Annotated in this window: 20 protein-coding genes; 15 read left to right on the top strand and 5 right to left on the bottom strand. The window is 45.8% G+C overall.

All coding sequences use genetic code 11. The features are described 5' to 3' along the window. Positions 1 to 67: 67 nt before the first annotated feature. Entirely contained in the window at positions 68 to 3,865 is a 3,798-nt protein-coding gene (gene putA, locus AWH61_RS00150; protein ID WP_039217490.1) for a bifunctional proline dehydrogenase/L-glutamate gamma-semialdehyde dehydrogenase PutA, read from the bottom strand. A 297-nt stretch (positions 3,866 to 4,162) separates the two neighbouring features. Next, positions 4,163 to 5,209, bottom strand: a complete 1,047-nt coding sequence (locus tag AWH61_RS00140) for a zinc-dependent alcohol dehydrogenase family protein (protein WP_075175927.1) — start codon at positions 5,207 to 5,209, stop codon at positions 4,163 to 4,165. A gap of 176 nt (positions 5,210 to 5,385) precedes the next feature. Here AWH61_RS00140 and AWH61_RS00135 point away from each other — a divergent pair, with 176 nt between their 5' ends. The 11 genes from AWH61_RS00135 to rpoS all read left to right on the top strand — a co-directional run bounded on the left by AWH61_RS00135 (position 5,386) and on the right by rpoS (position 15,597). Next, entirely contained in the window at positions 5,386 to 5,844 is a 459-nt protein-coding gene (locus AWH61_RS00135; protein ID WP_039224437.1) for an Lrp/AsnC family transcriptional regulator, read from the top strand. 133 nt (positions 5,845 to 5,977) lie between these two features. Next, entirely contained in the window at positions 5,978 to 7,600 is a 1,623-nt protein-coding gene (locus tag AWH61_RS00130) for a methyl-accepting chemotaxis protein (RefSeq protein WP_075175926.1), read from the top strand. A 342-nt stretch (positions 7,601 to 7,942) separates the two neighbouring features. Continuing rightward, positions 7,943 to 9,658 (top strand): TIGR03545 family protein, encoded by a 1,716-nt coding sequence (locus AWH61_RS00125; RefSeq protein ID WP_075175925.1) that lies wholly within the window; start codon positions 7,943 to 7,945, stop codon positions 9,656 to 9,658. A gap of 99 nt (positions 9,659 to 9,757) precedes the next feature. Then, the gene (ftsB, locus tag AWH61_RS00120; RefSeq protein WP_014948164.1) at positions 9,758 to 10,048 is read left to right on the top strand and encodes a cell division protein FtsB; all 291 of its coding nucleotides are present in this window, start codon (positions 9,758 to 9,760) and stop codon (positions 10,046 to 10,048) included. Positions 10,049 to 10,053: 5 nt separating this feature from the next. After that, positions 10,054 to 10,815 (top strand): 2-C-methyl-D-erythritol 4-phosphate cytidylyltransferase, encoded by a 762-nt coding sequence (gene ispD, locus AWH61_RS00115; RefSeq protein ID WP_075175924.1) that lies wholly within the window; start codon positions 10,054 to 10,056, stop codon positions 10,813 to 10,815. Continuing rightward, positions 10,815 to 11,288 (top strand): 2-C-methyl-D-erythritol 2,4-cyclodiphosphate synthase, encoded by a 474-nt coding sequence (gene ispF, locus AWH61_RS00110; protein WP_039217505.1) that lies wholly within the window; start codon positions 10,815 to 10,817, stop codon positions 11,286 to 11,288. The genes ispD and ispF overlap by 1 nt, the downstream gene beginning before the upstream one ends. Further along, entirely contained in the window at positions 11,285 to 12,370 is a 1,086-nt protein-coding gene (gene truD / locus AWH61_RS00105) for a tRNA pseudouridine(13) synthase TruD (protein ID WP_014975597.1), read from the top strand. The genes ispF and truD overlap by 4 nt, the downstream gene beginning before the upstream one ends. Before the next feature lie 80 nt (positions 12,371 to 12,450). Continuing rightward, on the top strand, positions 12,451 to 13,086 hold the full coding sequence (locus AWH61_RS00100; protein ID WP_014948160.1) for a protein-L-isoaspartate(D-aspartate) O-methyltransferase: 636 nt from the start codon (positions 12,451 to 12,453) through the stop codon (positions 13,084 to 13,086). Then, positions 13,083 to 13,661, top strand: a complete 579-nt coding sequence (locus AWH61_RS00095) for a YqaA family protein (RefSeq protein WP_014948159.1) — start codon at positions 13,083 to 13,085, stop codon at positions 13,659 to 13,661. The genes AWH61_RS00100 and AWH61_RS00095 overlap by 4 nt, the downstream gene beginning before the upstream one ends. Before the next feature lie 31 nt (positions 13,662 to 13,692). Beyond that, a complete protein-coding gene (locus AWH61_RS00090; RefSeq protein WP_083605837.1) occupies positions 13,693 to 14,532 on the top strand; it encodes a peptidoglycan DD-metalloendopeptidase family protein in 840 nt (279 codons plus the stop codon). Between the two features lie 72 nt (positions 14,533 to 14,604). Next, positions 14,605 to 15,597 carry an RNA polymerase sigma factor RpoS gene (gene rpoS, locus AWH61_RS00085; RefSeq protein ID WP_014978235.1) on the top strand — a complete coding sequence of 331 codons (993 nt, stop codon included), beginning with the start codon at positions 14,605 to 14,607 and terminating at the stop codon, positions 15,595 to 15,597. 113 nt (positions 15,598 to 15,710) lie between these two features. Here the strand turns inward: rpoS and folA are convergent, their stop codons facing one another. Beyond that, entirely contained in the window at positions 15,711 to 16,208 is a 498-nt protein-coding gene (folA, locus tag AWH61_RS00080; protein ID WP_075176623.1) for a type 3 dihydrofolate reductase, read from the bottom strand. A gap of 182 nt (positions 16,209 to 16,390) precedes the next feature. Between folA and AWH61_RS00075 the strand changes: the two genes are divergently transcribed. The 4 genes from AWH61_RS00075 (at position 16,391) to AWH61_RS00060 (ending at position 17,825) form a co-directional block, all read left to right on the top strand. Then, entirely contained in the window at positions 16,391 to 16,756 is a 366-nt protein-coding gene (locus AWH61_RS00075) for a hypothetical protein (RefSeq protein WP_039224426.1), read from the top strand. Between the two features lie 63 nt (positions 16,757 to 16,819). Further along, positions 16,820 to 17,026 (top strand): hypothetical protein, encoded by a 207-nt coding sequence (locus AWH61_RS00070; protein WP_014978232.1) that lies wholly within the window; start codon positions 16,820 to 16,822, stop codon positions 17,024 to 17,026. Positions 17,027 to 17,039: 13 nt separating this feature from the next. Next, positions 17,040 to 17,537, top strand: coding sequence for a superoxide dismutase, Ni (sodN, locus tag AWH61_RS00065; protein WP_014948153.1), 498 nt, complete (start codon positions 17,040 to 17,042; stop codon positions 17,535 to 17,537). Beyond that, positions 17,538 to 17,825, top strand: a complete 288-nt coding sequence (locus AWH61_RS00060) for a S24/S26 family peptidase (protein WP_075175922.1) — start codon at positions 17,538 to 17,540, stop codon at positions 17,823 to 17,825. A 186-nt stretch (positions 17,826 to 18,011) separates the two neighbouring features. Here the strand turns inward: AWH61_RS00060 and cgtA are convergent, their stop codons facing one another. Both cgtA and rpmA read right to left on the bottom strand, forming a co-directional pair. Beyond that, on the bottom strand, positions 18,012 to 19,178 hold the full coding sequence (gene cgtA / locus AWH61_RS00055; protein WP_014948151.1) for an Obg family GTPase CgtA: 1,167 nt from the start codon (positions 19,176 to 19,178) through the stop codon (positions 18,012 to 18,014). A gap of 260 nt (positions 19,179 to 19,438) precedes the next feature. Next, entirely contained in the window at positions 19,439 to 19,696 is a 258-nt protein-coding gene (rpmA, locus tag AWH61_RS00050) for a 50S ribosomal protein L27 (protein ID WP_012517170.1), read from the bottom strand. Positions 19,697 to 19,698: the final 2 nt, after the last annotated feature.

Genomic DNA, 19,698 nt, shown 5'->3' with positions numbered 1-19,698 from the left:
GTTGTGAAGATAGCTCTCAATTAAATCGCTATCTTGCCAAGTCGGTATTTACCGCAAGTATTACCGCTTATTCATCATCTTCAACTAGGGTCATCAACGATGTGTTACCACCTGATGCCGTAGTATCAATACTGATGGTTTTTTCGGTCATCAAACGCTGAATAAGGTTATCGTTATATTCAGCTGTGATAACCGGCAAGATAGCGCCTTCGCGAGATGACAGCATTGCTGTAATACGCGCAGTACGCTCAGTACCAGAGTCGACCACCACGCCAGATAAATCTTCATCCATTAGCAAGGTGTCTAGATGCGCAAGACGCGCAACTTGGAATAAGCCTTTTGGTGCGCCAGTTGATTCAAACTTGTTTTGAATTTCAACGGCTTCTTCATAGAAGATTTCAGACACAACTGATACTACCGGGTTACCCGTTGATAGCGCGGTCACAATAGACAGTAACCAGTATTCAAAGGTTACTTCTTTATCGGCAAAACACACCAAGATCCCGCGAGGCTCTAGGTAAAGCTTGTTCGATTCACCTGTTGGCCCCGGCAAGGTTTGTGGCTTGGCTAGCTTGCGTTCAACACTGGTTAACTGCTGACGCGCCGTCGCAAGCGTACGGTTCAAGTCATCAGCAAGCTCGTCAACGATGTCCACTTTCGCAATTTTAGCGAGAAGCTGACGTACCATAGAAATACGGTCATTCAACGGCGTATGACGCCACTGCACTTCTACCGCTTTCGCTTTATCCATCATTACGTGCGCACGCTCGGCAATCTTTTCATCACCGACAAGCGCTGCATCAGTACCATCTACATCATCAATGTGCGATGGCTTAGGTGTGGCACGTTCCATCATTAAACGAGGCAGATAATTAGGACCACCCGCTTTTGGACCTGTACCAGACAATCCACGTCCACCGAATGGCTGAACGCCAACAATAGCGCCAATCATGTTGCGGTTAATGTACACGTTACCCGCGCGGCTCTTCGCTGCTAGCTCGTTAGCACGCTCTTCAATACGCGAGTGAATGCCCATAGTTAGGCCGTAACCTGTGCCATTGATTTGCTCTAGCACACTATCAAGGTCTTTCGACTTAAAGCGAACAATATGTACCACAGGGCCGAACACTTCTTTTTCAAGCACATCAATGTTCTTGATTTCATATAAGGTCGGCGCAAAGAAAGTACCGTTTTCAAAGCCTGCTGGCATTTCATTGCGATAAAGCAGCTTAGCTTTATCTTCCATATACTCTTGGTGATCGGTTAGGCTCTTAAGCGCCTTCTCATCAATAACAGGGCCAACATCGGTAGCAAGCTGCGTTGGATCACCAACGGTAAGCTCTTTCATGGCGCCGGTTAGCATTTCGATAAGGTCATCAGCAATTTCATCTTGTACGAACAATACGCGAAGCGCTGAACAGCGCTGACCGGCACTTTGGAAACCAGAGTGGATCACGTCATCAACTACCTGCTCTGGCAGTGCAGTTGAATCAACAATCATACAGTTTTGACCGCCGGTCTCTGCAATCAATGGCACCTGTTCACCACCACGTTCTGCAAGCACTTGAGAAATTAACGTACCGGTTTGCGTTGAACCTGTGAACATTACCGCTTTAATGCGCTCGTCTGGTAGAAGGGTTTCGCCCACTTCTTTACCAGGCGACACAATAAGTTTCAGTGCGTCTTCTGGCAGGCCTACCGAGTGCATAATATCTACCGCACGCTGCGCAATAATGCTGGTTTGTTCAGCAGGCTTAGCAATAACCGTGTTACCTGTTACAAGTGCCGCTGCCACTTGGCCTAAGAAGATGGCTAGTGGGAAGTTCCACGGGCTAATACAAAGCACAACACCACGAGGAAGTAAGCGTTGATCTTCAGCAAGCTCTTCTGCACGCGCCGCGTAGTAGCGACAGAAATCAACGGCTTCACGCACTTCATCAATGCTGTCTTGCGCTACTTTACCGGCTTCACGCATACAGATAGCGATGAGTTCTGCCATGTGGCGCTCAAGCGCATCTGCTGTTCGATTAAGTATTTCAGCGCGCTCGCTTACATCGCGTTTAGACCATGCTTCAAACCCAGCTTCGGCTTCATCTAATGCTTTGCGCATATCATCAGGCGTAGCGTAATGGTGATAACCTACCACGTCGTTGTGGTTAGTTGGGCTAAGTACCGCTGTCGCACCTTCTGGCACTTCACCGGTCACTTTGTAGTAATCCTGCCAGCGTTCAAGTTCATGTTTAAGCGCCGTTACCGCATTGGTGTCGGTAAGGTCTAGACCACGCGAGTTATCGCGCTCTGGCGCATACAGCCCACGTGGGGTTTTGATTAACTTGTTATAGCGTACTTTCAGGCGTTGTGTTTTCTCTACCGGATCTTCAAGCAAAGATTCAACCGGTTTTTCATCGTCAACGATGGCGTTTACAAACGACGAGTTCGCGCCGTTTTCAAGAAGACGACGTACAAGGTAGGCCAATAAGTCTTCGTGTTCACCTACAGGTGCATAAACACGGCACTGAATTTTATCCTGTGTTACCACCTGATCGTAAAGGGTATCGCCCATACCGTGCAGACACTGGAACTCAAAACCTTCTTTGTCGTCACCAGCAAGCTCAACAATAACAGACGCTGTGTAGGCATTGTGAGTCGCAAACTGCGGGTAAATGGTGTCGCGATACTCAAGTAGACGGTTCGCACAGGCATGGTATGACACATCTGTTGACGACTTACGGGTAAATACAGGGAACTCTTCAAGGCCCGCTTGTTGAGTAAGCTTAATCTCAGTATCCCAATAAGCGCCTTTAACCAAACGCACCATTAGCGGACGACCTACCTCTAGGGTAAGTTCACGTAAGTGCTCTATAACGTGGATTGCGCGTTTTTGGTAGGCCTGTACGGCCAAGCCAAAGCCTGTCCAACCGTTCAGGTCTTCATCGCGAAATACAGCTTCAATAATATCTAGAGAAAGCTCTAGACGGTCAGCTTCTTCCGCATCTACGGTTAAACCGATATCGTATTCTTTCGCCATCATACACAGCGCTTTCAAGCGCGGCGGAATGTCTGCCATGGCGCGTTCGCGGTGAGAAAATTCAAAGCGTGGGTGAATAGCAGAAAGCTTTACCGAGATCCCCGGTGAACGCTTAGGACCGCGTCCGTTAGCCGCTTTACCGATTACTTTTATTGCTTTTACGTATGCATCGTAGTAACGCTCAGCGTCGCGCATAGTGCGTGCGCCTTCGCCTAGCATATCGTAAGAATATACGTACCCTTTGGTTTCTTTCTCTTTGGCGCGATCTACTGCATCTTCAATGGTTTCGCCCATAACAAACTGACGACCCATAACGCGCATCGCAATGTTCATAGCGCGGCGAATAACAGGTTCACCTAAGCGGCCAAGGGTTTGTTTTAACAAGCCAAACTGTTCTTTCTTGCGCTTGTCGGCATAGTTCACCATGTTGCCCGTAAATAACAAGCCCCACGCCGATGCGTTAACAAATAACGACTCTGAATTCCCCAAGTGAGGTGTCCACTGTCCCTGAGACAGTTTGTCACGAATAAGCTCATCTTGAGTGGCTTTGTCTGGAACACGCAGCAAGGCTTCAGCCAAGCACATCAATACCACACCTTCTGCTGTAGATAGCGAGTATTCATTTAATAATGCGTCAACACCACCGTGCCCTTCTTGCTCTCGGCGAATTTGAAGCACCATCTTTCGTGCGCGTTCCCATGCACGGCTTCGTGCACGTGGGTTTACCTCGGCAATGGGAAGGATTTGATCCACAGCCACCGACTCACTAATGCGATAGTAGTCTCTTATACGCTGGCGTAGGGGTGAAGTTGTATGAAGTGTGTCGTTAATGAGCATTGCAACCCTTTCATAGAAATAGCTGTAACAAAAAGCGTTCCCGCCGTGTAAGACTGCTCACGGTTACATGGAAGCGGCTAAAAAACAAGCAAAGTCGAAACCCTGCGTTGACCTGTCGTTCTTCTTTTAACTTTATACTTTTGGATGAAGATCACGACAGTGCCAAATTTGCGCGGATGGTAGCACACAAAATCGCCCTGCCAAGCCCCTACCAGCAAAGTTTTTTTGATTCTCTGTCAAGCTACGTATTCAGTGCGTTAGATGACATTTCACACGCAGCTCAACAAGCCCTGTTTTTCACTTTTCATCAAAAGAAATAACGGTCACGCCAGGTTGTGAATATTTGTCCATTTCAGTCAACGCTTTAGGCGCTTCTTGAAGTGAAATTACCTTTCCAATCAGGGCTTGGGGATTCAGCTTTTTTGTGGCGATCATGCCAAACATGGCCTCGTAACGATACGCCTGCATACCGTGACTACCTATTACTTCAAGCTCATGTGCAACGACCGTATCCATGGGAATAGGAGGCGTTGACTGTTCAGCTAATAGCAAACCAACTTGAACATGTTTACCACGCTTTCTTAAGCTATTTACCGAGTTAACACAGGTAATAGGATTTCCTAAGGCGTCAATTGACACGTGCGCACCGCCTAATGAAAGGCGCTTGATTGTCGCAGACACATCCTTTTCATTCTTAGCATTAATCACTACATCAGCGCCTAACTTTTTCGCCAATGCCAATGCTTCATCTGAAATATCAACGGCAATAACGTTTGCGCCAATACTCGATGCAATCATCACAGCAGATAGCCCAACGCCACCACAGCCGTGAACAGCGACCCATTGCCCAGCGCTCACCTTACCTTGGTCAACCACTGCGCGAAATGATGTAGCAAAACGGCAACCCAAGCTAGCCGCAGTCACGTAGTCTATTTCTTCAGGGAGATGAACCAGATTAACGTCTCCAAAATCGATTTCTACATATTCTGCAAACGAGCCCCAGTGAGTAAAGCCCGGCTGTGTTTGGTTACCACACACCTGGTGATTACCCGAAGAACATTCTGAACATCTTCCACACGCACTAATAAAAGGAACCGTAACTTTATCGCCCGCTTTGAATCGCTTTACATCGCTTCCAACGGACTCGACAACACCAGCAAATTCATGACCCGGTACATGAGGTAAGTTTATTCCATCATCATGTCCCATCCAGCCATGCCAATCGCTGCGGCACACGCCTGTGGCTTTTACCCGTATCACTACTCCGTGAGATTTTGGCATGGGCTTCTTTACGTCCTGAATATTTAATTGTCCACCAAACGATTCAAATACCACAGCTTTCATGATTACAGCCCTCCAAAATAAGACTAATAAGTGTTCACACCATTGTGACTAATTCTAAAAGAGTGCTCGCGAAATAACCTTGCTTTCTATTTAGCTTAAATAGCCCAAATTGAAAGAAGCTTTTAATTGATATTTAATTGAGGAAAGAATCCATCAAATAGGACGTAAAGAAGAGCATGGATAATGTTGATAAGAAAATTTTAGCCTTACTTCAAAAGGACGGAAAATTGTCGAACGCCAAGCTGGCTGAAAAGCTCAATATGAGTGAAACCCCCTGCTGGAGACGCGTAAAACGATTAGAGAATGAAGGATACATTGAGAGTTACCAAGCGAACCTGAACAAACGAAAGCTAGGGTATGGCGTGCTGGCGTTTGTACAGCTCACTTACACAGCCCATGACACAAAAACAACGAGTGACTTTATTGATATTATTCAACGTTGCGACAATGTTTTAAGCTGCCACAACATCACAGGTGGCGCTGATTTCTTACTACAAGTGGTGGCCAGAGACTTGGATGATTACGGCCACTTTGTAGATACAGTACTGCGAAAACTCCCCGGCATATCAGATATATCGTCAAGTATCTCGCTTAAAGAGCTTAAATCAACAGTTCGACTGCCTTTAGATTGCTGAATAAACACCACCCAAAAGTGCCACACTTAAATTTTGGTACATTTGTCTAATTTAACTCTGGAGTAATAAGTAGAAGTATAAAAACCGTCTACACTTTAAAAAAACAAAAATACAAATAGATAGGTATTTGCCGATGTGGTTAAGAAAATTCAGTTTAATTCAACGTTTGGGCATTATAGTTGCCCTAATTACGCTGTTATTTGTACTTCTTACTGCCGTCGTTTTAAACAGGCACTACGAAGCATTAAAGCAAAAGTCTTATGATGAAAATCAGCACTTGGTCGAGGTGGTTCATACCATGCTCAGTAGCTTCGCGGCGCGCACCGACGTAGACGAGGCAACCGCTAAGCAACAGGCGTTAGAGGCCGTCAAAGCGCTACGATACGACGGCAGCAACTACTTTTGGATCCAAGACCAAACGCCATCTATGGTTATGCACCCCATTAAGTCCGCCCTTGACGGTCAAGATTTACGAACCTTTAAAGACGGGAACGGCAAAGCCTTCTTTATAGAAATGGCGCAAAAAGTGAAATCGAAAGGTGAAGGTTTTGTCGATTATGTATGGCCGCTTCCCGGTGAAGAGTCACCTACCGACAAAATTTCCTACGTTAAAGAGTTCAAGCCGTGGGGATGGACAGTGGGCTCTGGTATCTACCTTACCAATCTTGAAAAAGAATTTGCTCATCTTCGCAATGTGATTGCGGTGTTTTGTCTGGTTAGCATAGTGCTAGTTGTGGTGCTTGTTTATGTGATTGGCGGCAGCATAGTGAAACCGGTTCAAGAAGTGACCGAGCGAATGAAGGATATCTCACAAGGAGAAGGTGATCTCACCCGCTCGTTGCCTGAAACTGGCCAAGATGAAGTAACGCGTTTGGCACGCTACTTTAATGAATATACCGAAAAAATGCGCCATTCGCTGTTGGGGATCCGTGAGAATATTAATTCACTGACCCAGCAAGCAGAACTTGTAGAAACATCAAGTAAAAATAGTAACGCTCAGGCACAGACGCAAAATGAAAATATGCTTCAAGTTGCCGCTGCCATGGAAGAGATGACAACGCAGATAAATGAGGTTAGCAATAACGCAGATTCTGCAGAAAAAAGTACCAGCAGCGCGCGGGGTAACGTGCAAAACGGTGCCTCGGTTGTGGATAGTACCGTAAACGATATACGCTCTCTTACCTCTGATATTGAAAGCGTAAGTAGCGCTGTTACCGAACTTGCTGCGCAGACTGAAAGCATTGGTGCTGTACTTGATGTAATCCGCGGCATTGCCGAACAAACTAACTTACTGGCGCTTAACGCTGCTATAGAAGCAGCGCGAGCTGGCGAGCAAGGACGAGGTTTCGCCGTCGTAGCTGATGAAGTGCGTACACTGGCAAGTCGAACCGGACAAAGTACCGATGAAATCCAAGCGATGATAGAAAAGCTGCAAAGTAATGCCAAAAGCGCAGTAGATGCAGTAAAAGTAAGCCAGTCAGCGTCAACCAAAACGGTAGACAACGCTATACAGGCGAATCAAAATCTGCAAGAAGCTGATCGCTTAATGACTGAAATTGCAGATATGAGTAGCGAAATAGCGCGGGCTACCGAGCAGCAAGCGGAAGCCGCTACCGAAGCGAATATGCGCATCAATGCGCTTTCGGGTGCTGCTGATAGTAGCTTGAGAACGGCAGATGAATTAGCAGCTGCGAGCCAGGCGTTACGCGCAAGCTGTATAGCAATAATGGACATTGCGAACCGCTTTAAGCTTTAAAGCATTTTACATTTCAACGAGCCTGCTGCGCTTTGCTGCAAAGCATTGAGAAGCAGGCTCACTTTACTGCTGCTACCACTCCATAGCTCAGGGTAATTTTCTTTTAAAAAAAGTAAACTTTGCCGAATTTTGCTTCTCTTACGTCAAGTTGTTTAAAAGCTCACATGGTTTAATCAATACACCTACCTTCTGCGTATGGAAGAAAAGACCTGAGTGCATTACACTCAGAGGCACCATAAGTGGCGGTTAATCGATTACTTTTTATTGAGCGATATACTAGCCACCAAAGTAGTGACTTATGCGCAATAAAAGCCAGACGCGCAAAAAATCAAGGAGTTGAATATGAGCAGTGGTTCAAAGGGTAAGCCTATTTTATTATGGGTTGTCGGTTTTTTCGTGTTGCTATTTTTGGTGTATTTCCTGTTCGCCAATACCATCATCAAATCTATTCTTGAGTCCAAGCTGGGCGAATCCTATGGAGCAGAAGTGAATATCGACGAGTTCGACCACTCTCTTTTTCCAACAACTGTTACGCTGAAAGGTATTGCACTCACCAACCCCACAAAGCCTACTCACAACCAAGTTTTTGTAGGCGAAGCTCATGCAGACGTCGAGCTAAAGCCACTGTTAGATGATCAAGTTATCGTAAACAATCTTGATTTACTGAAAGTGCAGTTCGATACACAGCGCGAGTCTGAAGGTGAAGTGTATCGCGTTCCAGAACGTTCACTGTCATTTGACGAAATTAAAGCAAAAGCCAAAGAAGCCGTGCCTACGGTTGACGAACTTCTCGCCCGCAATCCACTAAAAACCACTGCTGCCATTGAAAATGCAAAGTCTGCCTACGAAACCTATGGAAAAGGTTTGAAAGACGACTATGAATCTTTACCTGATAAGTCGCGCATTGAGTACTACAAAACGCAGGTAGCCCAGCTAAAAGAAACGAACTACAAAGACCCTCAAGCCTTGGTACAGGCAAAGTCTTCATTTGATAAGTTGAAAGAAGAAATGCAGGCAGACCGCGCGCTTATTAGCAATTTCACGGAAAAAGCGAGTGATGCCAAACAAGCCCTTAGTGAAAGTGTTGAAGCACTTAAGAAAGCGCCACAAGAAGATTACGCGTTGCTGAAAGGGGTAATTGCAGGTGACCAAGCGGCACTTTCTCAAGTCACTTACTTTGTGTTTGGCGACAAAGCGGCGGAATACACTGAGTACCTTATGGCAGCAATGCAAATTGTTATGCCGCTCATTCAAGGTGAAGAAAAAAGTGAAGCACCGGCTGAAGTGCCGTCGATTTTGGTGAAAGAAGCCAATGTATCAGTGCTTTGGCAAAATGAATCTATCACCAGCAAATGGAACAACATTACGAACGTTCACGAAGTATTCGGTAACCCCACCACCTTTACTATTGAAGCAGCGGGCGAGTTACTAAAGTCGTTTACTTCCAGCGGTGAATTCTGGATTGACGGCGACGGTGTTGATGCCAGCCAAGTCTGGCAGCTAGCCGGCGTAAATATGTCTAACATTTCATTTAGCGGTAATGAAACACTAAATGCGGTGCTTAAATCAGCGCTGATGAAAACCAATGGATCGATGAAAGTCACTGATAACATGCTTACCGGTACGGGCGAAGTTGACCTTCAGCAGCTCGTTATGGAAGCAACTGGCACCAGTGATATCACCAGTGCTATTGCGCAGGCACTGCAAACGTTAACCAGCCTAAACATGACGATGCTGCTAGACGGCACGCTTTCAGACCCTGGCTTTAACATTAAGTCTGATCTGGATAATAAGCTGGCTAAAGCGGCGCTTTCACAGCTTACTGCCAGCCAAAAAGACAAGCTGGATGAATTAAACAACAAACTCAACAGCATGATAAGTAACGAACAATCATTGCTATCAGGCGAGCTTGTTGACGTAAACAGTATGCTTAGCGCAGCCCAAGGCGACAGTGCCGCCCTTCAGGAGCTGCTTCAAGCTCAACTTAACAACGTTGTTGAGCAGCAAAAAAGTAAGCTGTTTGATAAATTGAAAGGAAAATTGGGCCAAGGTGAATAATGCGCCTTTGACTCGACGCTGCTTCGCGGCATAATAAGACACAGCAGAGGCGAAGAGCCTCTGCTTTTTTTCCGCTTAACCACATTGTCAGGTGAATCTGTGTTGCAAGGTAAATGGCTTCCCATTGTATTGATAGTACTGCTTGGTCTATTGCAATACAGGCTATGGTTTGGAAAAAATAGTATTCCCGATTACTTCAACCGAAAACAAGAAGTTCACTCTCAAGCCCTTCAAAATGCCAACCTCGCTCAGCGCAATGCCCTACTTAAAGCTGATATTAGCGATTTAAAAATTGGTCTAGAAGCCATTGAAGAAAGAGCCCGAAATGAACTCGGTCTGATTAAAAAGGGAGAAACCTTCTACCGTATTTTGCCCGCAGATTCTAAGTGAAGAAAATGACATCGCCCCGCGTTGTTGCGGTTATCCCCGCAGCCGGAGTTGGCAGCCGAATGCAGGCTGACCGCCCAAAGCAATACCTCACCTTAAATGGTAAAACCATTCTTGAACACACGATTGACGCGCTGCTACAGCACCCGTTAATCGACGACGTGATCGTAGCGATAAGCCCAGGTGACGCGTATTTTGATCAATATCGGTTACGTGAAAAACCCATTCGCGTTGTAGATGGCGGAAAGGAACGCGCTGATAGTGTATTGAACGGGCTTATGTCACTTGGCGAGAACGATTGGGCACTGGTTCACGATGCCGCGAGGCCTTGTATAGAAGAAAGCGATATTTCCGCGCTGCTCGAATTAATGAACAGTGATGACGTTTCTGGCGGTATTCTAGCTACCCCTGTTCGTGACACCATGAAGCGGGTCAAACCTTCAACAAATGTTATTTCTCACACTGAAGACCGAGACGGTCTTTGGCACGCTTTAACGCCTCAACTTTTTCCAGCAACATTGCTAAAACGCGCGCTTCAAAATGGTTTATCACAGGGCGCGAATATCACAGACGAAGCCTCTGCCATGGAGCTTGAAGGCTACAAAGTTGCCATGGTAAGCGGAAGTCCGGCAAATATAAAAATAACGCATCCGGCCGATCTTCCTTTGGCAGAATTTTATCTTAAGCAAAAATTAAGCGCGCAAGGCCAGAACGCTCAAAACTACAGAGTTCAAAGCCACAGCGCAAAAAATCAAAAGGCACAATCATAATGCGAATTGGACACGGATTTGATGTACACAAGTTTGGCGGTGAAGGCCCCATCACAATAGGTGGCGTCAGTATCGACTATGAGCAAGGACTGTTAGCTCACTCAGATGGCGATGTATTACTACACGCACTGTGTGATGCAATGCTAGGTGCAGCAGCACTCGGTGATATTGGCAAGCACTTCCCTGACACAGACGACGCATACGCGGGTGCAGACAGCCGCGTGCTGCTGCGTCACGTTGTCAATGTAGTAAGGGAGAAAGGTTACCGCTTAAGTAATGCAGATATGACCATTGTGGCGCAAGCACCTAAGATGGCGCCGCATATTGCTGCTATGCGTGAGATTATTGCACAAGACTGCAACGTATCGCTTGACGACATCAACGTAAAAGCAACGACCACTGAAAAGCTAGGCTATACAGGCCGTAAAGAAGGCATTGCCTCTCACGCCGTTGTTCTACTGGAAAAATTATGAAGCCTTTACACACTGACCACTGGCAGTACTATTTCGCAAAACCTGTATCCACCGGTATTTTTAAATTCCAAGCCGACGATTTTCAAGTTGTCGAGGATTTGGGTTATACCCCTTGTGGTGAAGGCGAGCACCAGTTTGTCTTTATTGAAAAAACCAACACCAATACCGCGTTTGTCGCTGAGCAGCTAGCCCGTTTCGTTAACCTTCCATTACGCCAGATTACCTATGCTGGTCGCAAAGACAAATACGCGGTAACGCAACAGTGGTTTGGTATTCACGCGCCGGGTAAGCCTGACTTCGACTTCAGCAACTTTGAACTGGAAGGCGTTAAAGTGCTTAAGCAAATGCGTCACAATAAAAAGTTGCGAACGGGTCAGCTTAAAGGCAATCACTTTACGATTACCTTGCGCCAGGTACTGCATCCTGAGGCCATTGAAGAGCGTCTTCAAGAAATTGAAAAGCACGGTGTGCCGAACTATTACGGCGAACAACGCTTTGGCGTAATGCGCTTAAATGACATGGGTGAAGTGCAGCGCGGTGGAAACCTAGTAATGGCCGAGCGGATGGTAAACGGTGAAACCATCAGACACCGCAACAAACGTTCCATGGCACTTTCTGCACTGCGCAGCTGGCTATTTAATGAAATGCTTTCTGCACGCTTAGAAAAAGACATGTTCGACAAGGTCACTCACGGCGACGCGCTGGTGCTTTCAGGTTCTAACAGCTTTTTCATCAACGAAGGTTCCGACGGCTCTGAGCAGCAGCAAGACGCACAACGTCGTTTTAATGCCAAAGACGTATGCCCTTCAGCACCGCTGTGGGGTAAAGGTGAACTTGTTACGCAAGCTGACACACTAGCACTTGAGCAATCTGTTGCAGAGCAAAATAGTGAAGTTATCGACTTTTTAAGCCAGTGCGGGTTCGAACAAGAGCGTCGCGCGATAAAAATTTGGCCTTCACAGCTTGAATGGCAGAGTAAGGGTGATACATTTACTATCTCGTTCGCGCTTCCAAGTGGCTGCTTTGCAACCTCAGTCCTTAGAGAGTGCGTGGAAACCTTGTCCCCAATTAACAGGGTGTAAAGAGTATTGAGAAAGCGTGGCGCGCAACAGACTAAACCTCGCGTGGCTGTGGATAAGAATAAAGGAAAGTACGCAACATCATGAGAGCTTCTAGAAAAGGAGACGCGTTAGCACAACTGCTTTATAACGAGGGAATACGTTCGCAAGCAGTATTGAACGCCATTGCTGGTACGCCGCGGGAAAGCTTTTTACCCGACGCGCTGAAACATAAGGCCTATCAAAATACGGCATTACCAATAGGTCAAGGCCAAACCATTTCGCAGCCTTATATTGTTGCGAAAATGACAGAGTTGCTGCTAGATAGCCCTAATAAACCCGAGAAAGTGTTAGAAATAGGCACGGGTTCAGGTTATCAGACCGCTATTCTTGCGCAGCTTTTTGCCAAAGTATTCAGTGTTGAACGTATTAAATCATTGCAGTTCCAAGCGAAACGTCGAATGAATCAGCTCGACCTTCACAATATTGCAATGAAACACGGCGATGGTTGGAAAGGTTGGGCGTCCAAGGGCCCTTACGATGCCATTATTGTCACCGCCGCCGCTGCAAGTCTTCCACAGGATTTGTGCGATCAGCTTAAAGAAGGCGGGCGGTTGATTATTCCCGTAGGTAACGAGCAACAATCGTTACTGTGTATTGATAGGATTGAAGGTGAACTAAAAACATCGACCATTGAATCGGTCCGATTTGTTCCCCTTGTAGCAGGAGAGCTAATGTGAAGCTTTTTGAGCCATGTTATGACATGGCGTTACGCTGGGCGAGACATCGTCACGCAACCAAATATTTGGGCGGGTTAAGCTTCTCAGAGTCGGTTTTCTTCCCTATTCCACCTGATGTTATGCTTGCGCCAATGGCACTGTCCCAGCCTGCTAGAGCATGGCAGTTCGCTTTTATTACGACCATCGCGTCGATTTTGGGCGGTATAGCTGGCTATTGGCTTGGTTACTTTGCTTTCGATGCTTGGCTGGCTCCGCTTATCGAGAGCTGGGGGTATACCCACAAAATAGACACGGCAATGCAGTGGTTTAAAGACTACGGCGTATGGGTAGTTTTTCTTGCTGGTTTCTCACCTATCCCTTATAAAATTTTCACTGTGAGTGCTGGCTTCTTGCAAATGGCCTTCTTGCCATTTGTACTGGCATCTGCTGTTGGTCGAGGCGCACGCTTCTTTTTGGTCGCAGCACTCATGCGCTGGGGGGGCGCAGCCATGGAGCAAAAGCTAAGGCAGTATGTAGAAGTGCTTGGATGGGGAGTAGTCATCCTCGCAATATTCGCTTATTTACTATTGCGATGACATGCGTAGGCCCCACCTTCACATAGGAATTTTGTTATATATTTGTGTACTCATCGGGGGCTGTGCAGGAAGAAGTGCACCCGCTCCCGTGGTTTTATTAAATAGCCAAGTTTCAGATGGAAGCGAAGAATACACAAAAAAAACCTATAAAGTTCAACGGGGAGACACCCTCTATGCGGTGGCATGGTACACGGGAAATGACTATCGCGACTTAGCAAAATACAACCAATTATCAGCTCCTTACACCATTTTCCCTGGTCAAGTTTTAAACGTCACGCCACCTTCGAATGTGGCTACAGCCCCCGTTATACCTAAGTCCAAGACCAATCAGTCAACAGCTCCGACCACATCAAATGTAGACAAAAGTTTGGTTGACCGCCCACAACCACAGGCGTATCGTGAAAGTGAAAAAGTTGTTAAGCCACAAAATGTTACAACTGTCAAGAAGCCGTCACGAAGCGTCAAAAAACAAACACCGACGAGTTTTCCAGACAAAGTACAAGAGTGGGTGTGGCCTGCAGAAGGTAAGGTAGTTGGAACCTTCAGTAAGTCAGAGTCAGGCAACAAAGGTATTGATATCGCTGGTGCTAAAGGCAGTAAAGTCGTAGCGGCAGCAGATGGAAAAGTTGTTTACTCAGGTAGCGCACTAAGAGGTTACGGTAATCTGGTTATCATTAAGCATACAGATACCTTTCTAAGTGCCTATGCCTACAACGACACTATTTTAGTCAAAGAACGAGAATGGGTGTCGGCAGGGCAGCAAATTGCAACCATGGGTGACAGCGGAACAAATTCGGTAAAACTTCACTTTGAAGTTAGGTATAGAGGGAAATCATTAGACCCTATGAAATACCTGCCAGCATTAAAATAATAAAAATAAATAACAATAAAAAAAGACAAAGGAGAAACGTCATAAGGTAAACCTTGTAGCAGGAGATTCATGATGGGTAAGTCAAATAAAGCCTTAGAATCAAAACCGCAAGATGACTTAGAAGTCATCGATATGCCAGCTGATATGAAAGCTGACGAAACCTTAGTAAACGACGCTGAACTAGAAAATGACGACGCCATTTTCAGTCAGGATGACCAACCTAAAAACCTGGATGCCACACAGCTTTATCTAGGAGAGATTGGTTTTTCACCACTGCTAACCGCAGAAGAAGAAGTTTATTTTGCGCGCCGCTCACTGAAAGGCTGCGAAGCCTCTCGTAAACGTATGATTGTAAGCAACCTTCGCCTTGTTGTTAAGATTGCTCGCCGTTATAACAACCGTGGGTTGGCACTTCTAGATTTAATCGAAGAAGGCAATTTAGGACTAATTCGTGCCGTAGAGAAGTTTGATCCTGAACGCGGATTCCGCTTTTCAACATACGCCACATGGTGGATACGCCAAACCATCGAACGCGCTATCATGAACCAAACGCGCACTATTCGTTTGCCTATTCATGTAGTGAAAGAACTAAACGTTTATTTACGTGCTTCTCGTGAACTTTCACAAAAGCTTGATCATGAGCCAACTGCAGAAGAAATTGCACTAGCGCTTGATAAGCCTGTGGAAGATGTCACTAAGATGTTGCGTTTAAACGAGCGCATTACCTCTGTCGATACACCTATTGGTGGAGAAAATGATAAAGCACTCCTCGACATTATTGCTGACGAGAAAGAGTTTAGCCCTGAAGAGAGCTTACAAGACTCAGATATCAAAAGTAATATTGTAACCTGGCTTGAAGAACTAAACCCTAAGCAACGCGAAGTACTTGCTCGTCGTTTCGGTCTTATGGGATATGAACCTTCAACACTTGAGGATGTGGGTGCCGAAATTGGCTTAACACGTGAACGTGTTCGTCAAATTCAAGTAGAAGCACTTCGCCGTCTTCGCGATATGTTGGGTCATCAGGGTCTTTCATTAGAGAACCTGTTCGACCAAATGAAGTAGCATCTGCGCGCAACGCAAAAATAAAAATGCCAGTGTTGTGAAGCTCTCAATTTTTGAGTTTCACAACACTGGCATTTTTTTATTTTAAATTGGACCTAGTTCCAATCTCTCCGTTAGTTTCGAACGAGAGTAACGAATGTGTAAGGGTGAGGATTTTTCTCATCGGCGTCATGTTCATCACGTGATACTTCCGTCCAACTTGCTGCCGCCTCATAGTCTGGGAACTGTGTATCTCCGTCAACAGTCAAATCAATATGTGTGAGATACAAAGTGTCAGCGCTATCTAAGAACGTTTGGTAAATAGTACCGCCACCGATAATCATTATTTCATCGTTGTCGCTGTGCTCTGCGCTTAGCGCTTTGGCTACCTCAATCGCTGACTCTGGTGAATCTACTACCGTCGCGTCACATAAGCTGTAGTCAGCATTACTCGTTATAACAATGTTTGGCCTGCCAGGTAATGCCCTTCCGATTGACTCATAGGTTTTGCGGCCCATTATGACGGCTTTGCCTAAGGTGATCGCTTTAAAGTGTTTTAAATCAGCCGGTAAGTGCCACGGCATATCATTATCTGCGCCTATAATTCTGTTTTTCGCCATAGCAGCAATCATCGCTATCTTCATTTCATTACCTATAAAGCCGTTTTTATTGTTGAACCGCGGCAGTATATCAATATCAGCGACCAAATGTGTATTGGCTCAAAGGGTATAGCTTTAACACCAAACAAATAGAAACAGTTATCATTTGCATTATTATTTTAACTGTTCTAGTGTGTATACAGGAGGTCGCGACAATGCAAATAAACTATCTATGCCCTAAACACGCAGATTGGGTTTACAACAACCCAGAACAGGCCCTACACGTAATGGCGCGCGATGAAATGCAAGGCACAATGCTTATGCAAAGCGGACAGTTCAGTGAAGCAATTCCATACCTTGGCTGTGCGTTTGATATCGCCGTTATTCTGCTTGAGGTAGACGGCGGTGAGAACAGCGCAATGACAGCTAAGATTATGGGCTTAACAAGCTTGCTTGAAGAGACATACTTTCATCTGAAACTGCCTCACCACCGAAACGCCATTGTCGACAGAGCTCATACTGTCATCAGCGCCTCGAACAACATCGTGAACAGCAATGTACCACTGCGCTTCGCCGTGTAGTTGCACCGATACTTATGCGCCTAACTACTTCACCTTACTTTTACTAACGCTTTAGGAGAATTCATGAAAGTTAACCTTAAACGCTCAGCTCTAATGCTATACGCCGCTGTATTTAGTTCAGGCGCATTCGCTCATGCAGGACACGATCATGAACACTGGACTAGCGGTGTTATGCATGCTCTGTTTTACGCGTCTCTTGTAGGCTGTGCAGCTGCGTGTGGCTTTGCGGCTTACAAATACTTCAACGCTAAAAAGCGCTCAGCAAAGTAAGGGGGTACAAATTATGATTCATCAATTACTCTCAAAACTTCATGCCGTTAGCCCCTTCCCTGCGGTTAGCGCACATTGCGACATTCCTTGCAAAATTTACGATCCGTTTTCGGCGCAGTTGGCTGCGTTGAGTGTTATTCGCTTCGTAGACCTACTTAACGAACTGGCCGAAAAAGAGACACTTACGTTCGCAGATCAAGCGCAAATGAGCCGCCTAGTAGCAGAAAAGGAAACCCATGCAGAGAAAGTAAAGCAAGAAGTCAGGGTAATATGGGGCGATTACTTTAAAGCCCCTCAGTTTGAGAAGTTTCCAGACACTAACGAGCTTGTACATAAAATCATGCTGGCCGGTTCTGGGTGTAAGCAACACGTCAGCAGAGAAAAAGCTGAAGAGCTGCTTTCGTTAGTGAATGAATTTGCAGAGCGTTTCTGGGCAACCAAGGATGTCGCAACCAAAAAAGCAACGTGCCCCTATCCACCTTCTGAAGAAGTGGTTTATCCCGACCTCTAAATGTTTAAAATTATGCGGGTTACGGGGAGCAGCATGTTGCCTTCTCTAAACGACGGTGATTTTGTCTGTGCAATGAGATGGCCTTTTAGGTGGCTGCGTAGCGGGCAAATCGTGGTTGTTAAAAGCAGCACTTACGGCGTAATTATCAAAAGGGTAGACCATGTTAACACCGACGGAACGTTTACCTTAACGGGCGATAATAAGGCCCACTCTGTAAGCCAAGGGGCCATGGGTAAGTTTACTCGCGCTCAATTGCTGGGAAAGGTTATCTATCATACCAGTGAGTAAGCCAGCACGATGAGGGTGCATTAGCCTAACCGCGTTACTTACAAAAAAGCTCGCACGTTGTCTTTGCAACGATGCGAGCTTTTTGTTGTTCTAATTTGCTTTAGAGCACTGGTTATCAGTAATTGTTTCGAAATTGACTGTCACTCAGCGATTGTCTCTCAGCGATTGTTTCTCAGCGATTGTTTCTCAACGACGATACTCAACTTCCACGTCGTAATCGTCTTCGTCCCAGTCGTCGTCATCTAGGTCATCTTCAAACTCATCATGAGCTTCAAGTGTATTCTTGTGGTAAGTGTCCCACTTGAATTCTACTTCTTTCTTCTCTTCTTCCTCTTCCAGTTCAGCTGGAAGAGTTTCAATGAAGTCCATAATGTCGTTACACAAAGGATCTAGGTTCATCTTTTGGAACGCAGAGATTTGATAAACTGGGCCTTCCCAACCCAACGCATCGATCACGTGCTGACAGCGTTCTTCAGCTTCTTCTTCAAGTAGTAAATCGACTTTATTAAATACTAACCAACGGGGCTTTTCTGCCAATTTAGGGCTGTATTTTTCAAGCTCTTCAATGATCGCTTTTGCGTGCTCGGCAGGATCCGTTTCATCAACAGGGAAAATATCTACCACGTGAAGCAAGATACGACAGCGCTCTAAGTGTTTTAAGAAGCGTATACCTAGGCCAGCACCATCGGCAGCACCTTCTATCAAACCAGGAATATCCGCAACAACGAAGCTTCGCTGTGAATCTTGACGAACCACCCCTAAGTTAGGCACAAGGGTTGTAAACGGATAATCAGCCACTTTAGGCTTAGCTGCTGATACAGAGCGGATAAAGGTTGATTTACCTGCGTTAGGCATACCAAGTAAGCCAACATCGGCTAGAAGCATAAGCTCTAGCTTAAGGTTACGAATTTCACCTGGTGTACCATTGGTCTTTTGACGTGGGGCACGGTTCGTACTGCTTTTAAAGCGGGCATTACCTAAACCGTGAAAACCACCTTGTGCCACTTTAAGCTTTTGACCATGACGAGTCAGGTCACCTAATACTTCGCCAGTATCACTATCAGTAGCACGCGTGCCAACAGGCACCATTACGGTGAGGTCTTTACCTTTCTTACCAATACAGTTGCCGCCTTGACCATTTTGGCCACGCTCAGCACGGTGAAAGCGCTCAAAGCGATAATCGATCAATGTATTTAGGTTTTCATCGGCCTGTAAAAATACACTGCCGCCGTCACCACCGTCGCCACCGTCTGGGCCACCTTTAGGTACGTATTTTTCCCTTCTAAAGCCAATTGTACCGTTGCCGCCGTCACCGGCTTCAACGCGAATTTCAGCTTCATCTACAAATTTCATTTATCACTCCGGGCTGTAATGCCGTGGGTTATTAACTTATTTAATGCGAATACTAAGTTTACACCAAATTGCGCATCGGCGCTTTTGAGTCTACTCAGCATTCTAAAAAATTGAGAAGTAAAACCTTGCTCAGCGCTAATTCATTTTCAGAATATAATCGCTATTAATTAAGAACAGAAAAAGAAAGAAAGGTTTCACAAAACAAAAAACCCCGCAAGCGCGGGGTTTTTCTAAGCCTGTTCGGCGAGAAGCTTACGCGCTTACTCAGCTACGATGCTTACAAATTTACGGTTCTTCGGTCCTTTAACGTCGAACTGAACTTTACCGTCTTTTAGTGCAAACAACGTGTGGTCTTTACCGATACCCATGTTGTCACCAGCGTGGAAACGAGTACCACGTTGACGAACAATGATGTTACCAGCAAGAACAGATTCACCACCAAAGCGCTTAACACCTAGGCGTTTACTTTCTGAATCACGACCGTTTTTGGTACTACCACCAGCTTTTTTGTGTGCCATGT

This window comes from Alteromonas sp. W12, assembly GCF_001924945.1.
Taxonomy (GTDB): domain Bacteria; phylum Pseudomonadota; class Gammaproteobacteria; order Enterobacterales; family Alteromonadaceae; genus Alteromonas; species Alteromonas macleodii.
This window is presented reverse-complemented; position numbering and strand designations above follow the sequence as displayed.

Coding starts and splice junctions, on each gene's coding strand:
- AWH61_RS00075 (WP_039224426.1), top strand. CDS start 16,391: ATGCAAATAAACTATCTATGCCCTAAACACGCAGATTGGGTTTACAAC.
- ispF (WP_039217505.1), top strand. CDS start 10,815: ATGCGAATTGGACACGGATTTGATGTACACAAGTTTGGCGGTGAAGGC.
- AWH61_RS00140 (WP_075175927.1), bottom strand. CDS start 5,209: ATGAAAGCTGTGGTATTTGAATCGTTTGGTGGACAATTAAATATTCAG.
- sodN (WP_014948153.1), top strand. CDS start 17,040: ATGATTCATCAATTACTCTCAAAACTTCATGCCGTTAGCCCCTTCCCT.
- AWH61_RS00125 (WP_075175925.1), top strand. CDS start 7,943: ATGAGCAGTGGTTCAAAGGGTAAGCCTATTTTATTATGGGTTGTCGGT.
- AWH61_RS00060 (WP_075175922.1), top strand. CDS start 17,538: ATGTTTAAAATTATGCGGGTTACGGGGAGCAGCATGTTGCCTTCTCTA.
- AWH61_RS00135 (WP_039224437.1), top strand. CDS start 5,386: ATGGATAATGTTGATAAGAAAATTTTAGCCTTACTTCAAAAGGACGGA.
- truD (WP_014975597.1), top strand. CDS start 11,285: ATGAAGCCTTTACACACTGACCACTGGCAGTACTATTTCGCAAAACCT.
- AWH61_RS00070 (WP_014978232.1), top strand. CDS start 16,820: ATGAAAGTTAACCTTAAACGCTCAGCTCTAATGCTATACGCCGCTGTA.
- putA (WP_039217490.1), bottom strand. CDS start 3,865: ATGCTCATTAACGACACACTTCATACAACTTCACCCCTACGCCAGCGT.
- rpoS (WP_014978235.1), top strand. CDS start 14,605: ATGGGTAAGTCAAATAAAGCCTTAGAATCAAAACCGCAAGATGACTTA.
- rpmA (WP_012517170.1), bottom strand. CDS start 19,696: ATGGCACACAAAAAAGCTGGTGGTAGTACCAAAAACGGTCGTGATTCA.
- ispD (WP_075175924.1), top strand. CDS start 10,054: ATGACATCGCCCCGCGTTGTTGCGGTTATCCCCGCAGCCGGAGTTGGC.
- folA (WP_075176623.1), bottom strand. CDS start 16,208: ATGATTGCTGCTATGGCGAAAAACAGAATTATAGGCGCAGATAATGAT.
- AWH61_RS00130 (WP_075175926.1), top strand. CDS start 5,978: ATGTGGTTAAGAAAATTCAGTTTAATTCAACGTTTGGGCATTATAGTT.
- cgtA (WP_014948151.1), bottom strand. CDS start 19,178: ATGAAATTTGTAGATGAAGCTGAAATTCGCGTTGAAGCCGGTGACGGC.
- AWH61_RS00100 (WP_014948160.1), top strand. CDS start 12,451: ATGAGAGCTTCTAGAAAAGGAGACGCGTTAGCACAACTGCTTTATAAC.